The organism is Ligilactobacillus sp. MP3 (assembly GCF_024436335.1).
GTDB classification, from domain to species: Bacteria; Bacillota; Bacilli; order Lactobacillales; family Lactobacillaceae; genus Ligilactobacillus; species Ligilactobacillus salivarius.
In genome coordinates, this window is the sequence record NZ_JANFQI010000005.1 from 1 (window position 1) to 16,700 (window position 16,700).

Annotated in this window: 11 protein-coding genes; 6 read left to right on the forward strand and 5 right to left on the reverse strand. The window is 33.4% G+C overall.

The features are described 5' to 3' along the window. Positions 1 to 57: 57 nt before the first annotated feature. The 3 genes from NOU10_RS04840 to NOU10_RS04850 all read right to left on the reverse strand — a co-directional run bounded on the left by NOU10_RS04840 (position 58) and on the right by NOU10_RS04850 (position 5,122). Complete coding sequence (locus NOU10_RS04840; protein WP_255906194.1) at positions 58 to 2,424, reverse strand: glucosaminidase domain-containing protein; 2,367 nt, start codon at positions 2,422 to 2,424, stop codon at positions 58 to 60. A 145-nt stretch (positions 2,425 to 2,569) separates the two neighbouring features. Next, positions 2,570 to 4,057 carry a threonine synthase gene (gene thrC / locus NOU10_RS04845; protein ID WP_255906195.1) on the reverse strand — a complete coding sequence of 496 codons (1,488 nt, stop codon included), beginning with the start codon at positions 4,055 to 4,057 and terminating at the stop codon, positions 2,570 to 2,572. Between the two features lie 69 nt (positions 4,058 to 4,126). Beyond that, positions 4,127 to 5,122 (reverse strand): FAD:protein FMN transferase, encoded by a 996-nt coding sequence (locus tag NOU10_RS04850; RefSeq protein WP_255906196.1) that lies wholly within the window; start codon positions 5,120 to 5,122, stop codon positions 4,127 to 4,129. Between the two features lie 138 nt (positions 5,123 to 5,260). Between NOU10_RS04850 and NOU10_RS04855 the strand changes: the two genes are divergently transcribed. The 5 genes from NOU10_RS04855 to NOU10_RS04875 all read left to right on the forward strand — a co-directional run bounded on the left by NOU10_RS04855 (position 5,261) and on the right by NOU10_RS04875 (position 12,105). Beyond that, positions 5,261 to 6,547: a homoserine dehydrogenase gene (locus NOU10_RS04855; RefSeq protein WP_255906197.1), complete on the forward strand. Its 1,287-nt coding sequence runs from the start codon at positions 5,261 to 5,263 to the stop codon at positions 6,545 to 6,547. 4 nt (positions 6,548 to 6,551) lie between these two features. Next, entirely contained in the window at positions 6,552 to 7,430 is an 879-nt protein-coding gene (thrB, locus tag NOU10_RS04860; protein ID WP_255906198.1) for a homoserine kinase, read from the forward strand. 77 nt (positions 7,431 to 7,507) lie between these two features. After that, complete coding sequence (locus NOU10_RS04865) at positions 7,508 to 10,405, forward strand: N-acetylmuramoyl-L-alanine amidase (protein WP_255906199.1); 2,898 nt, start codon at positions 7,508 to 7,510, stop codon at positions 10,403 to 10,405. A gap of 131 nt (positions 10,406 to 10,536) precedes the next feature. Beyond that, positions 10,537 to 10,755, forward strand: coding sequence for a hypothetical protein (locus NOU10_RS04870; RefSeq protein WP_003705415.1), 219 nt, complete (start codon positions 10,537 to 10,539; stop codon positions 10,753 to 10,755). Between the two features lie 135 nt (positions 10,756 to 10,890). Next, the gene (locus NOU10_RS04875; protein ID WP_255906200.1) at positions 10,891 to 12,105 is read left to right on the forward strand and encodes an MFS transporter; all 1,215 of its coding nucleotides are present in this window, start codon (positions 10,891 to 10,893) and stop codon (positions 12,103 to 12,105) included. Positions 12,106 to 12,152: 47 nt separating this feature from the next. On the opposite strand, the gene treC is transcribed toward NOU10_RS04875, so the two are convergent. Both treC and treR read right to left on the reverse strand, forming a co-directional pair. Next, positions 12,153 to 13,814: an alpha,alpha-phosphotrehalase gene (treC, locus tag NOU10_RS04880; RefSeq protein ID WP_255906202.1), complete on the reverse strand. Its 1,662-nt coding sequence runs from the start codon at positions 13,812 to 13,814 to the stop codon at positions 12,153 to 12,155. Positions 13,815 to 13,832: 18 nt separating this feature from the next. Continuing rightward, complete coding sequence (gene treR, locus NOU10_RS04885) at positions 13,833 to 14,546, reverse strand: trehalose operon repressor (protein WP_255906203.1); 714 nt, start codon at positions 14,544 to 14,546, stop codon at positions 13,833 to 13,835. A gap of 208 nt (positions 14,547 to 14,754) precedes the next feature. On the opposite strand from treR, the gene NOU10_RS04890 reads away from it, so the two are divergent. After that, a complete protein-coding gene (locus NOU10_RS04890) occupies positions 14,755 to 16,674 on the forward strand; it encodes a PTS glucose transporter subunit IIABC (RefSeq protein ID WP_255906204.1) in 1,920 nt (639 codons plus the stop codon). Positions 16,675 to 16,700 lie beyond the last annotated feature (26 nt).

Sequence of the window (16,700 nt, forward strand, 5' to 3'; positions counted from 1 at the left end):
AAAATAAAAGAAGTGAAGTAATATGAAATTTATTTTTTCATATTCTTCACTTCTTTTTTATTTCAATGAACCATCATGCTTATCAAAGTAGTAACGTTTGCCATCAATTAATTGAGTACCATACAACATTTGACCACGAGAATTATAATAAACAGTTTTATTTTGATCCTTAATATATTGCCAGCCAGTCTTCATAGCACCAGTTACATTGTCAAATAAATACCAATGTCCATTAATATTTGCTTGACCATGTTTCATGATACCTGTTGTTGGGTCATAGTAAACAGTTTTATTTTGGTCTTTAATATATTGCCAGCCAGTTAATACAGAACTATCTTTATCGAGTAGATACCAATTACCATCAAGTGAATATTGACCGGCTTTGTCTATTAAACGTCCAGCAATATCAAATTGATATTGTTTATTAGAGATAGTTTTTGTGCCTGTAGTAGATTGCCCATTATGGTCGAAATAATATAGTTTCTTTGTGTTTGGAATATATAACCAACCAGTTTTCATCGCACCAGTAGTTGTATCGAAGTAGTAACTATGACCATTTATCTTTTGCAATCCATATAGCATCTGTCCCTTGTTATCATAATAAACAGTTTTATTCTGGTCTTTAATGTTTTGGAACCCGTATTTCATAGCACCAGTAATCGAGTCAAAAAGATACCATTTGTTGTTAATTCGTTGTTGACCATATAACATTTGACCACGAGAGTTATAGTAAACAGTCTTATTGTGACCATATGCAGCTAGATTTTGGAAACCAGTCTTCATATTACCGTTATTCTTATCAAATAAGTACCAGTTATCTCCAATGTGAGCTTCTCCAAGAACAAGTTGTCCCTTTGAATTATAATATTGAATTCCTCTAGTTTCATCACTATAGTAGAAAGTATTAGCCCTCATTGCACCGGTTACTTTATCAAAGTGATAGATTTTTCCATTAATAAGGTGAGTACCATATAACATTTTTCCTTGACTATTATAGTAAACGGTCTTGCTTTGATTAGGTATCCATTTGAATTGAGAAACTAATTGATGACCATCTACATCATCAAAGTAATACCAATTGCCTTTAATATTATACTGGCCATGAATCATTTTACCATTGTTGTCATAAAAAACAGTTCTATTACCTTTGGCAAGTTTTTGCCATCCATATTTCATTGCCCCAGTTACATTATCAAATAAGTACCATTGTCCATTAATATTTTGCTCGCCGTATTGCATACGACCTTGGGAGTCGTAATGGACATTCTTCTTCTGGTTAGCAATGTACTTCATACCTTTTTGCATTGCTCCTGTAACATCATCAAAGTAATACCAATGACCATTAATGTTTTGCTGACCATATACCATCTGCCCTTGAGCGTTATAATACACTACTTTATTTCCTGCAGAAAGATGTTGTAATCCTGTCTGTTTTTGATTGTTTTTATATAAATACCAGTGACCGTTTATATATTTTTCTTGAGCAGAATTTTGATTGTAGTCAAATTTATAAAAGCCATAGGAATTAATTAGGTTAATTAATTTATTGGCATAACCCGGATCAGTTGCGTATGATCCCCATTTGCCGTTACGAAGATTATTGGCTGCTTGTTGATATGTAGAAGAATTTGCTTTAGTAGACAAATAAAAGTTACTCTTAATAAGTTGTGCATACCCGACTAAAGAATCATAGTAACTATCATACTTTTGGAAACGAGCATTTACAGTATGGTATGCTCCGCCATAGTATTCAAGGGTAGGCATAACAACATAGTTACCAGTTCCTCTATATTTAACACCAAAAAGATTATGAGCATTTCTAGAAAGAGAACTTTGTCCCCAAGCACTTTCCAATCCAGCTTGAGCCATCATTACAGAAGCATAAACACCATATTCATTAGCAACTTTCACAGCAGCACTACCAACTTGGTTAACAAAATTATTAACACTAGCAGGGGTGTTTGTTAGATTTGTATCATATGAAATATTTTCATTAGTATCAGTTGCACCTTGAACATTTGTAGCATTAGTAGCAGCAGCTTGACTATTAGATGAAACATCATGTTTGATTTCACCACTATAGCTATAATCAGTATTGCTAGTATTATTGCTTTGAATTACTAAAGTATTACTTTGAGAATTATTAGTAGTGTTTTGTGTATTATTTCTTGCTGTATTAGTAGTGCTGTTATTGTTTTGAGCAGATGTAGCATTAACAGAATTAGTAGTAGTTGTTTGAGTATTATTAGTTACTTGATTATTAGTGTTTGTATTGTTATTTTGAGTAGTTTCAGTTGTATCAGCTTTTACATGATTGGAATTAACCGCAGTTCCAGCCCCTAAGGAAAGTAATGCAATCCCTGAGGCTATGTAGGCTTGTTTTATTAACGAATTATCAGAAATTGTTTTCTTTTTTTCGGTCATGATTTGCTCTCCTTATTTTTTATTCTAGTTTTCATTATAAACTATTGAAAATGTATTTTGAATAAAAAAAGGACACAACACAAGATGTATCCTTAAAGTTTAATTTTTGTAAAGTATTAGTAATATTAGACCAGTAAAAATAGTATTAAATCAGTAATTCTTTAACATATTTTTCCATCTCATCAGGTTCAATAACAGTATCATGTAACTGTTTAGCTTCAAATAGATTATCGACCGTCTTAGGTAGAGGTAGCTTAATTAAATTAACTAATTTTTTAACGTCATCTAAATCACCAGTCGCATTATCTACTCCTAAAGCAGCTAGAACTGTTTGTGGGAATTTATATGGACTTGCCGTAGATACTGTAACTGTTGGACAAAGATCATTAGTTGATTCTTTATATTCTCGAGTAACAAAGGAAGCAACAGCTGTATGAGGGTCAATAGCATAATTACTCTCAGTGAAAACTTGTTTAATTTCATTTTTAGTATCAGTTTGACTTGCCGAACCAGCGTAGAAATATGCTTGAAGAAATTTAAGTGTATCTGAGTCAACGGTATATTTACCTTCTTTTTCAAGTTGATCCATCCACTTAGCTACTAGAGTTGCATTTCCATTTGTAGCGTAGAATAGTAAGCGTTCCAAATTACTAGATACAAGAATATCCATTGAAGGAGAGTTTGTAACTTTGAAATCACGTTTCTTATTATATGTACCAGTTTTGAAAAATTCAGTTAAGACATTATTTTCATTTGATGCACATAGTAGCTTGTTAATAGGTAAGCCAAGCTTTTTAGCGAAGAAACCAGCTAAAATATCACCAAAGTTACCAGTCGGAACACTGAAATTAATCTTGTCACCTAATTTAATTTTACTATCAGCTAATAATCGTCCATAGGCATAGAAGTAATAAACAATTTGTGGTAATAATCTACCAATATTAATAGAGTTAGCTGATGAAAATTGATAGCCGCTTTTTAATAGTTCATCAGTTAAAGTAGAATTATTAAAAATCTGCTTAACATTTGTTTGAGCATTGTCGAAATTACCAGTAATACCAACCACATAGACATTTTTTCCAGTTTGTGTAAGCATTTGTTTTTCTTGAATAGGACTAACGCCGTATTTAGGATAGAAGACAATAATTTGTGTATTTTCTACATCTGCGAATCCCGCCATGGCAGCTTTACCTGTATCGCCCGAAGTAGCAGTTAAGATGACGTTCTTCAGATTAGAATTATTTTTCTTAGCGGATGTTATTAGTAGATAAGGGAGTAATTGGAGAGCAACATCCTTAAAAGCAATTGTAGGACCATGAAATAGTTCAAGGTAAATATTGCCAGCATGATAGGAAACTGGGGTAATCTCTTTACTAGTAAAATTACTGCCATAAGCAGAGTTGATGCATGAACGTAATTCATCTTCGGTAAAGTCACTGAAAAAAGGTTGGAGAATTTTATAAGCTAATTCTTGATAGGATAGAGATGGTAATTGTGATAAATCTAGATCTAATTTAGGAAAATTAACCGGAACAAATAAACCACCATCTGGACTAATCCCCTGAAGAACGGCTTGAGATGAAGAAATGCTATTAGCTGAAGCGTCGCGTGTACTACGATACAAAGTTGCCATAAAAAAGCCTCCTTAATGAAATTTTGTTAAGTTTATTTTAACAAAAACATTAGGGAGGCTCAATTAAATTTAATGTTGAATAACTTCGAATTCATCGGAGAGTAAATGGAAATCATTAGGAGTAAACTTACTCAAATATATCTTATTATCAGTAGTTACAAATACAGCTCCTAATAAGTTAGGATTGTCTTTACCCCAATCTTTAACTGGTTCGCCAGCAAAGAAGAGATTAGTAGTTTCAATTTCTCCATCAATTGAGTATTTAGAGAACACTGTAACACTTGCTAGATTATTTTGTTTAGGATAACCAGTCTTAGAGTCTAAAATATGATGATAACTTTTACCATCAACTTCTAAATGACGTTCATAAATTCCACTAGTTACAATAGAACATTCAGATGTCACAACTACACCAATTGCACTACCACGAGCATCATGTGGATTTTGTACACCAATTCGCCAGAGTGCATCATCATGTTTAGGCTGAGGACCGACTAGTAATAGATTTCCACCTAAGTCGATAATACCTGAACTAATATCAAAGGCATGCCAAAAATCTTTAATTCTATCAGCAATATATCCCTTAGCAATTCCACCTAAATCTAGTTCCATTCCATCATCTTGTAGGAAGACCGTCATTTCATTATCATCTAGAATAATTTTTTGAGGATCAATTAAATTTAAAGTTGACTTAATATCGTTATCTTCAGGTACATTAGCATTATCAAAGCCAATTCCCCAAAGTTTAACAAGAGGACCGATTAAAGAGTTGAAGCCAAGATATTTCTGACTAACTTGGACTGAACGTTTAACAAGTTTATAGGTTGCTTCGCTTACTCTGACAGAATACTTGCCAGCAGCGTGATTAATTGACATAACTTCAGATTCATCACGGTTAACAGTCAGAGTATCTTCATAATATTTTATTAATTCGTATGTTTTATCTAAAATAGCAGGATTTTCGCAACCAAAGATAGTTAGATTAATTCTAGTTCCTAGTGCAAAATAAGTTTTTTGAAGTGGAGTTTGTTTAAATGTTGTATTTTTATTTTCCAAATGAATCATCTTTTCTAAAAATATTATTGATGATACTAATTATAACGAAAAAATATCAAAAAATATATTAAATATGAAAACAGTATCTTTCAATAATAATTAAAATTTGATAAGATTATTATAATAATTAGCAAGGAGGTTCTCTTTATGGAAACTATCAATATCGGTATTTTAGGTTTAGGTACAGTAGGTAGTGGTGTTGTTAGGATTTTACAAAGTCACGCAGATAAAATCTCAAGCATTACTGGCAGAAAGTTAAAGGTGAAAACGGTAGTTGTACGTGATATGACTAAGAAAAGGACAGTTGATTTAGATGGGGTAACCTTAACTGATGATTTTGAAATGTTAATCAATGACGATTCAATTCAAATGGTAGTAGAAGTAATGGGAACAGTAGAAAAAGCACGTGAATATATTAAGCTACTTTTAGAAGCTGGTAAGCATGTAGTTACAGCAAATAAAGATTTGATTGCGACATATGGCCCAGAACTTACAAAATTAGCTAAGGAAAAACGATGTGATCTTTTTTATGAAGCCAGTGTAGCTGGGGGAATTCCAATTTTACGAACAATTGTTAATTCATTTGCAGCCGATCAAATTGTATCAGTTAAGGGAATTGTTAACGGAACGACAAACTATATTTTGACACAAATGAATCAAAATAATGTTGCTTATGAAGAAGCTTTAAAAGATGCACAAGAATTAGGTTTTGCAGAAGCTGATCCAACTAATGATGTTGAAGGAATCGATGCTGCATATAAGATGATAATTTTGACACAATTTGCTTTTGGAAAAGATATAACTTTAGATAATGTAAAGATTGAAGGAATTTCTAAAATTCAATTATCAGATATCAAGGAAGCTAAACGTTTAGGATACAATATTAAGCTCTTAGGTGTAGCAGAAAAGGTTAATAATCATATTACTGTATCAGTTGGACCTGTATTGGTACCTCAAACACATCCATTAGCAACTGTTATTAATGAAAATAATGCTGTTTTTGTTACAGGTGTTGCAGTTGGTGAAACAATGTTTTATGGTCCAGGTGCAGGTGAACTTCCAACCGCTAATAGTGTGTTAAGTGACATTATTAGTGTAACTAAAAATATTGTAATGGGAATAACAGGTAATAGTTTTAATGACTATTCACATGAGGTTAAGTTAGCAACTCCAGACGAAGTGAAGAATCCATATTATATTTCACTAATTGTTCCAGATAAGACAGGGGAGATGTTGAAATTAACAGAGTTGTTCACAAATGTAGGAGCTAGTTTCAAATTAATTACACAAACAGAAGATGATAAAGATTTTGCCAAAATCTCAATTGTTACTCATGCAATGACAGAAGCTCAATTGTTAAAGATTGAAGAAGGTCTTAAGCAAGCAACAGACGTAGAACTTTTAGCAGCATATAAAGTTTTAGAAAAGGGGTAGTAAGGTGAGCGTAAAAATTATTGTACCAGCTACTAGTGCTAATATTGGGCCAGGATTTGACTCCTTAGGTTTAGCTGTAACTAGTTATTTAACAGTGACGGTTGTAGAAGAAAATGTAGATACTTGGTATGTTGATCATAATTTAGGTGAAAAAATCCCACATGATGAAGAAAATTTAATTGTAAAGACAGCTTTAGAATTAGTACCAGATCTACAACCATTAACAGTAAAAGTAGAGTCTGATATTCCACTAACACGAGGTCTAGGAAGTAGTTCTTCTGCCATTGTTGCAGGTTTGATGTTAGCAAATCATTTTGGAAACTTAAATCTGTCAAAGCAAGAATTAGTTCAAAGAGCGACTGAAATTGAAGGACACCCAGATAATGTTGCACCAGCTATACTAGGTGATTTTGTCGTTGCTACATATTTAGATGGAGAGATAATGTATGAAAAAATAAGTTTTCCAGATGTAAGCTTGTTAGCGTATATTCCTGATTATTGGTTAGCTACTAAAAAGAGTAGAGGAGTATTACCAGCAAATTTAGATTTTAAAGATGCGGTTAGAGCTAATACGATTGGCAATGCTTTGGTGGCTAAGATTGTATCAGGAAATAAAAAAGATATGGGAAAATTGATGGAAGCAGACCTCTTACACGAACCATATCGTGATAAATTAGTTCCACATTTCTTAAAGTTAAGACATTTGGGACATGGAGTAGGGGCTTTTGCTACATATTTAAGTGGAGCCGGTCCTACAACAATGACGTTAATTGAAAAAGACAAGGTTGATGAATTTATAAAAGTTGCTCAAGAATCAGGCTTAAATGATGAATTTCGCTTACTTGAAGTTGATAGAAATGGCGCAAGGATTGAAATAGAATAATTGCTTTAGAAAATCTTAAATTTGATAAAATATAGTGTTATAATTAGTGCGTATTATATTAAAAGTGGGGTTATAAAATGGAACAAAAAACGCATTATAAAATGTATAAAGCAGGAAAAAATTGGGTCTTTGCGATGCTAGCAACAGTAGCTTTAACAGGTATAATGGCGATGGGTGGTAACACTGCTAAAGCTGATACAGTTTCTCAAAATTCAACAGAGCAAGTTACTAAGGTAGATACGACAAGTACAACGGCAACTTCCACACAAACTACAAATCAAGTAGAAAAAGCAACGAACAATACAAATGAAAGTAACACTGCTCAAACCGCAACTGTAACAACAAAACAAAGTAGTTCAAAAACAGCTACTATAAGCAGTAATCAAGATAATAAGCAAGCAGCTGCAGCATCAGTAGCTACTTCTGAACAAAATCAAAATGCTCAAAGTACTCAAGTGGCTAACAATAATGAACAGAGTAATACAACTCAAAGCTCAGCTGCACAAAAGAGTGAAAAACCTAAAGTAGAAACACCAGTAAATACTGCTAATAATGCTAGTCAAAAGAACGTTAATGGTAACTGGTATTTAGTAGATAATAATACTGGTAAGAACTTAACAGGCTTTCAAGAAATTAAGGATCAAAACAAAGTAGTATATTATGCACCAAGTAATGCACAAATGCAATATGGCTGGCAAAGTATAAATAATAATAAATATTATTTTGATACCTTCAATGGTGCAATGACTACAGGACAAAGAAATATTGATGGTAGTTGGTACTTGTTTGATAACCAAGGTGTAATGCAAACTGGTTTTCAAAGAATAGATTATCAAAATAAGACTGTTCATTATGACTCTAACGGAAAAATGCAATACGGTTGGCAATGGGTAGATAATGCAACACGTTACTTTGATAAAGTAACAGGAGCAATGACTACAGGTCAAAAGAATATTAATAACCATTGGTACTTGTTCGATAATAAGGGAGCAATGCAACGTGGTTTCCAAAATCTAAAGGCATATGGTCAGGATAAGACTGTTTACTATAATAAAGATGGTTGGATGCTTTATGGACAACAAAATATAAATGGACATTGGTACAACTTTGATAGGATGACTGGTAAAATGTCTATTGGTTTCACATATTTAACAGATCAAAATAAAAAAGTTTACTATAGTGAAGCAAAAGATACATTAGGTCAAATGCAATATGGTTGGCAAAAAATAAATAATAATGAATATTATTTTGATAAAGTAACAGGAGCAATAGCTACAGGTCAAAAGAATATTGGTGGTAAAAATTATTTATTTGATAATCAAGGAGTTATGCAAACAGGTCAAAGAAATATAAATGGACATTGGTACTATTTTGCTAAAGATGGTTCAATGCAAACAGGATTTGTTTACATAAATGATCAAGATAAGACAGTATATTATGCATCAAATGGCCAAATGCAATATGGTCAACAAAACATCAGTGGACATTGGTACAATTTTGATAAAGTAACGGGTAAGATGTCTGTTGGTTTTACTTATTTAACAGACCAAAATAAGACAGTATATTATAGTGAAGACAAAGCTAAATTAGGCCAAATGTTATATGGCTTCCAAACTATAAGTGGAAAGACTTACTATTTCGACAAAGTGCAAGGAACAGTAGCAACTGGTGAAAAGAAAATAGATAATCATATGTATCTATTTGATAGTAAAGGTGTAATGCAAGTAGGTTTCCATGATTTAGATGGTGGGAAGCGTACAGTTTACTACAGTGAAGCAAAAAGTAACTATGGTCAAATGTTGTATGGTAATCAAGTAATTAATGGTAAGAATTATTACTTCGATACAACAACTGGTGCAATGAGAAAGGGTACATTAGTTTTTGATAAAACAAATCATACTTTATCTTATGTAACTAGTGAAGGTTTAGTTGCTAAGAATATGAAGTACAAGATTAACAATGTTGAATATGTATTTAATGTTGCTGGTGTACTAGAGCACTTACAAGGTGAAGCTAATATTGCTGGAAACTGGTATTTGTTTGATAACAATAACCATGTATTAATTGGTTTCCAAACATTAAAAGATGGCCGCAAAGTATACTACAGTCCAAATAATGCACAAATGCAATATGGTCAACAAAATATTGACGGACATTGGTACTTATTTGATAAAGTTAATGGATCCATGCAAACAGGTTTCCAAGATTTGACCCCATATGGCCAAAATAAAACAGTGTACTATGCCTCAAATGGTCAAATGCAATATGGTAAACAAAATATAGATGGACATTGGTACCTATTTGATCAATATAGTGGTGCAATGTACAAAGGATGGTTAATGTCAGGTAATGACTGGTATTACTACAATCAACAAAATGGTCAATTACAAACAGGTAGTGCTGTAATTAATGGTGTTAGTTATAATTTTGATGGTAATGGTAAACAAATTTTGAACTACTCCATTGACTACAGATATGCATTGCCAGCAGGTAAGGGCGATGATGAAACAGCTGCTAACAACTACATTATTTTGCATGACGTTGGTGTAGAGTCAGGTGCTGCTGCTAATGCCAGATACTTCCATGATACAGTAGATACAAATGAGGCATATGTAACATTTGTTGTTGGTGATGGTGGTAAAGTTTACCAAGTTGGTAGACCTGGACAGGTATCTTGGGGTGCTGGTAGAGTTGCTAATCACAATGCTCCAGTTCAAATTGAACTTGGTAGAACATACAATTCTGGTCAATTCTGGCAAGACTATGTAACATATGTCAGATTAGCTCGTGATATGGCTGGTAAGTACGGTATACCTTTGACATTAGATGCAGGTGGTGCTGGAACTAGAGGTATCAAGAGTCATTACTGGGTAACAAAGAACATCTGGGGAGACCATGTTGATCCATATGGATATCTAAGTCGCTTTGGTGTTACACAAGCTAAGTTGGCACATGATTTATTGTATGGTGTGTAATTAATTTTTGAACGAGTGGATTTTTAATCTGCTCGTTCTTTTTAATTTACTTTAATAATTTAATCGGTTAAGATATGTTAAAATTAACTATAGGATAGTTAGACGCTTTATTGTATAAAGGAATGACATATATGAACAATCAGGAAAAGATCGAAATTTTAAAAAAGGATATTAAGTATAGAAGAGTAACAATTATAATTCAAATGATATTTGGATTGATATGTATCAGAATGCTTCAACATGGTTATGACACTATGATTGCGGTTATCGCTGCATTTGAAATTACATTATGCTTAAGTGACTTCAATAGAATTAGAAGAAATAGTAAAGAACTGAAGAAATTACAGTAAATAAAATGATGGACACGAGTTGTTCATCATTTTTTTGTATGGGTGAAAATTTTTAAAGAATAGTTAAGAAATCGGTGTATAATGATAACCATATTGAGTAAAACATAAGAGAGTAGCATTGGAGATGACGTGCAGGTGAAAGTTAATGAATACCCTAAAACTTGGAAGAGAACATTTATATCATTATGGTTAGGCTGTTTTATTACTGGACTAGGATTTTCCATGACTATGCCATTTATGCCACTGTTCATGGAAACTTTGGGTAATTTTTCGACTTGGCAATTAAATTTATATTCTGGTTTAGCTTTTTCGATGACATATTTATCGCAAGCAATTGTGTCACCATATTGGGGAAGTTTGGCAGATCGTAAGGGTCGTAAATTAATGTGTATGCGTGCTTCAGGTGTTATGGCTTTTACGATTTTCCTAACAGGATTAGCTCAAGGTGTTTGGGTGATTATTTTCCTTCGTTTCTTACAAGGAGCATTCTCTGGTTATATAAATAATGCGACTGCATTTATTGCTGGGGAAACTCCACGTGCTAAAACAGGATCCGCAATGGCAAATATGATGACGGCTAGTGTTTCTGGAAATCTACTAGGACCTATTTTTGGTGGCGCAATTGCTGGATCATTTGGCTATCGAGTACCATTCTTTATTACAGGTTTTATGATGTTAGTGGCATTTTTCTTAACCTGGGTAAACACCAAAGAACACTTTAAGCCAGTAGCTAAGCGTGAAATGAAGCCTATGAAAGAAATCTTTTCTCAAATTTCAAATACTAAATTGATAATTTCAATGTTTATAACGACTTTGATTATCAATGCTTCTTTGATGTCAATTTCACCAATTATTAGTTTGTTAGTTAAAAGGTTGATGCATGGACAAGGTAATATTTCTCTAGTTAGTGGGGTTGTTGCGGCAGCTCCAGGTTTTGGAACGTTATTAGTCGCAAATAAATTAGGACACAAGATAGACGAAATAGGGCCAGAAAAAGTGTTGATAACGGGATTAGTTGTAGAAGTACTATTATTTGTCCCAATGTCTTTGGTAACATCGCCATGGCTATTAGCTGTGTTACGTTTCTTCATAGGAATTGCGGATGCAGCTTTATTGCCAGCTGTACAGACAATTTTATCAGTTGATGTACCACCAGCAGCATTTGGTAGAATATTTAGTTATAATCAATCTTTCCAAGCTAGTGGTGGGGTAATTGGACCATTGCTAGGATCATTCGTATCTAGTTTGTTTGGTTATCAAGCAGTCTTTTTATTCACAGCTTTGATGTTAGGATTTAATTTCATTCTAGTAATTTGGTCACAACATAAACGAATTTTAGTAAAGAAATAGCATTTATCACGGTAGAGATGCCGTAATAAATGCTATTTTTTATGTGCTTAAATTTTAATTGCTAAAGATTCATAAGGTTGTAGTGTAATTTGTTTTGAAGTCTTTTGAATCTTATTTTGGTAATTATTGACAAGCGTTGTGCAGTCCTTATCTTGATATTCAGCTGGCAAATCAACGGTAACTTCATTGCTATAGAAGTTGTTAAAGACAACTAATTTTTCATTAGAATCATCTAAATAACGTTCATAAGCAAAGACTTGCTTATTATCTGGTAATAATTCCTTAAAATGTCCAGCATAGACAAGAGGCTCTGTTTTTCTTAAATTGATCAATTTTTGATAATGATTAAAGATTTCTCCACTAGCTAATTCCTTTTCTACGTTAATTTCATCTTGATCAGTAGGCATTAGCCAAGGTTTTACATTACTAAAGCCAGCGTATTTACTATCATCCCAATGCATAGGAACACGAGAATTATCACGTGATTTAGAAACAACAATTTCAAAAGCACGATCTTTATCTACACCCTTATCAAGTAACATTTGGTATCCATTTAAAGCTTCTACATCAACATAATCGTCAATGGATTTATAATGAGGATCCATCATGCCTAATTCTTCACCCATATAGATATAAGGGGTGCCACGAAGTAAATGAAGTGAAGTAGCTAGCATTTCAGCTGATTTTTCACGGTAATTTACAGGATCACCAAAACGGTTCAAGGCCCAAGGTTGATCGTGGTTGTTCCAGAATAATGCGTTCCAACCATTGCCTTTATCCATTTCTGTTTGCCAAGTAGATAATAAGGATTTTAATTCCATGAAGTTAAAGGGAATTTTACTCCATTTTTCGCCATTATCGTAGTCTACTTTTAAATGATGGAAAGTAAATACCATAGATAGCTCATGTTCGTCTGGATTTGTATATTCAATGGAGTTAGGAATAGTTGTTGATGACATTTCCCCAACCGTTACAATCTCAGGATCTGTTCCAAAAGTATTGCGATTAAGCTCCTTGATATATTTATGGACAATTGGAGTATCAGTATATAGAGGTTTTTCATGATCTGGATCTACAGAATCTACCAATACTTCATCTTTTCCAATTACATTAAGTACGTCGAATCTAAATCCAGCAACACCTTTTTCTTTCCAGAAGTTGACGATTTTAGCAGCTTCAGCACGTACATCTGGATTATGCCAGTCTAAATCTGCTTGAGTTTTATCATATAAATGAAGATAGTATAGATCTGTATCACCAAATTTTTCCCATGCAGGACCACCAAATTTAGATTGCCAATTGGTAGGTAAAGAGCCATCAGCTTTAGCTGGACGAAGATAGAAATATTTTTGGTACTTTTTATCGCCAGCCAAAGCTTTTTGGAACCATTCATGTTCAGTGGAGCAATGATTTAATACCATATCCAACATTACACCAATGTTAGCTTCTTTTAGTTTAGCTACCATTTCTTCAAAATCTTCCATAGTACCAAAACGTTTATCTATCTTATAGTAATCAGCAATGTCATATCCATTATCATTTTGAGGAGATACATAAAAGGGATTGAACCAAATCATATCAATATTAAGTTTCTTCAAATAGTCAATCTTAGCAATAATTCCTTTCAAATCTCCAAAACCATCATTATTAGAATCATAAAATGACTTAGGATAAATTTGATAAATTACTTTTTGACCTAGTTTTGTCATATTTAGCAACCTCTTTTCTTAGATTTTTTTTCTACGGGCAAAATCAATAAATTTAAATTTATCAGGACGATGATAAGAAGATGTTAGTTGGAATAGAGTAGTGTCATCTAAATAAGAAAGGCTTCGAACAATGACAACAAGTTTATCATCATCTAATTGCAACTTTTCAGCGATATCATCTGCGGCTTTTTCAACAGTAATAGCTTTAGTAGCATAAGATATTTCTAAATGTAATTCTTTTTCTAAATATTCATAAATAGAATTTTCAGCTACACCAGCTGGCAAAGAAAAAACTGGAGGTGAAAGTAGATAATCTTGATCTAACACTACAGGTAGGTCATCGATTGTACGAAGACGTTCAACGAAAATAGCCTGTTGATTATCAATATTAATATCCATAAATCTTTTAGGAGCTAGTGTATTAGCTTGTTTTAATACAGTTGTTTTAGCATGCATATTCAAAGATTTATTTAATTCCTTGAAACTTGTAATACCGGAGATAGGGAAAGTAAATTTTTGAATATCCAAAACGACAGAACCTTTACCACGTATTTTTTGAATAAGTCCTAATTCGGTTAAATGATTGAGAGCTTTACGAATAGTTTCGCGAGAAGTTCCATAAAGTTCACAGAGTTGATGTTCACTTGGGAGATAATCTCCTTCTTTATATTGATGATATTTAATTTTTGAAGCGATGTCTTGCGCAATCATATAATGTTTACTTTGAACCAATTTGCATCCCTCCAATTAAGTTAAGTAAATTTCAAAATCATTATAACAATTAATAGATGTATATACAATATATTAATACGACAATTTTGTTGAATATATTAATTTAAAAATGTTTGTAAACAATTTCATGCTTTTATTGACAACTTGTATATACAAGTGATACTATGATTACGAAAAGAAAAAGAAAAGGTTTACAGGAGGGAAAAATATGGCTAAGAAAGTAAAAATTGTTTCTCCAGCAGCAGGTAAAGTATTAGCGCTTAGTGCAACTAATGATGAAGTTTTCTCCACAGGTATGATGGGAGAAGGCTTTGGTTTAGAACCCGTTAGTGAACAAGTTGTTGCACCAGTTTCAGGTAAGATAACTATGGTAGCCGATTCTAAACATGCGGTAGGTATTACTACTAAAGAAGGTTTAGAAGTTTTGGTACAGGGTATCGATACTGTAGGCTTGAACGGCGAACCTTTTGATTTAGCCATTCAAGATGGACAAGAAGTTAAGGCAGGTCAAGCATTAGCTACAATGTCCCTAGAAAATATTAAACTAGCTGGCTTAGAAACAACAATCATGGTAATTATAACTAACTCCAGCGATAAATTGGAAGGGCTTGATATTGAAGAAGGTGAAGTTGAAGCCGGTAAAGAAGTTGCAACTGCCTACGTTAAAACTGCTACTAAGAAAAATGGCAAGTTAGATTATGATGCTTTGGCAGATGTAATTATTGATAATGTCGGTGGACAAGAAAATGTAAATAGCTTGGTTCATTGTATCACTCGTCTTCGTTTCAACTTAAAAGATGAAGGTAAGGCTCATGATGATGTCTTGAAAGATACTGATGGAGTAATTGATGTTTTACATGCATCTGGTCAATATCAAGTTGTTATCGGAAATGAAGTTACTAATGTTTTTGATGAAGTTATGAAGAAGATGCCAAATCTAGCTGACGCACCAGCAGAAGATACAGCTCCTGTTGATGATGGTAGAAATCCTGTTAGTCGTGCATTTGGTAACTTAATTGGTGTTATTACTGGTTCCATGAGTCCAGTAGTTGGGGTAATCGCAGCATCTGGTATTATTAAAGGTCTTTTAGCATTATTAACTTTACCTCAATTAGGAGCATTACTTGATGCCAAGAGTACAGCATACATCACAGTTAGTGCAATGGCAGACTCTGCTTTCTACTTCTTACCAGTCTTGGTAGGATTTGCGGCAGCTAAGCGTTTAGGTGGCGATCCAATTGTAGCCGCAGTTATTGGTGGGGTACTAACATATCTACAATTAGTAACTTGGGGTAAAGCATTTAAAGGTATGTTTACAATCTTTGGAATTAACTTCCAATTCTTAAACTACACATACTCCATTTTCCCAATGATTTTAGCTGCATGGATGGCTAAAAAGCTAGGTGATTGGTTGAAGAAAGTTCTTCCTAGTTATTTACAAATGATTTTCAATCCATTGATTACAGTATTAGTTGTTTCAACAATTACTTTAGTTGTTACAGGGCCAATTATTCAAGGTGTAGCTAACGGTATTGCTGATTTCATTAACTGGTTAGTACATTCTTCCGGTTGGGTAGGCGGCTTGGTAATTGGTGGTTTCTATCAATTACTAGTTATCTTCGGTTTACACTGGGGCGTTGTGCCATTGGTTGCTCAACAAATTGCAGGTTCTGGCGAAAGTGCTTTGAACGCTATTATTTCTGTAACAATGGTTTCTCAAGGTGCAGCTGTTTTAGCAGTAGCTATCAAGTCCAAGAAGAATGACATGAAGTCATTAGGTATCGCTGCAGCAATCTCCGCATTCTGTGGGGTTACAGAACCAGCTATCTACGGTATCAACTTACGTTATCGTAAAGTATTTATTTCCGGTTTAATCGGATCTGCTGTAGGTGGTTTTGTCACAGGTTTAATGCACGGTTCTATGTTTGGATTTACAGGATCTCTGATTGGATTCTCCTCATTCTTTGATTTGAAACATCCTAGTGATTTAAATAGTTTCTATGCATTCTTAATCTCAAGTGCTTTAGCTTTAGTAGTAAGTTTTGTAGTAACTTGGGTATGGGGATACAGTGACGACATGGCAATGGGTAAGAAAGTTGAAAAGAAGAAACGCCCAGGAACAGTTTAATAATAAAATAAAGGTACCATTTCCTA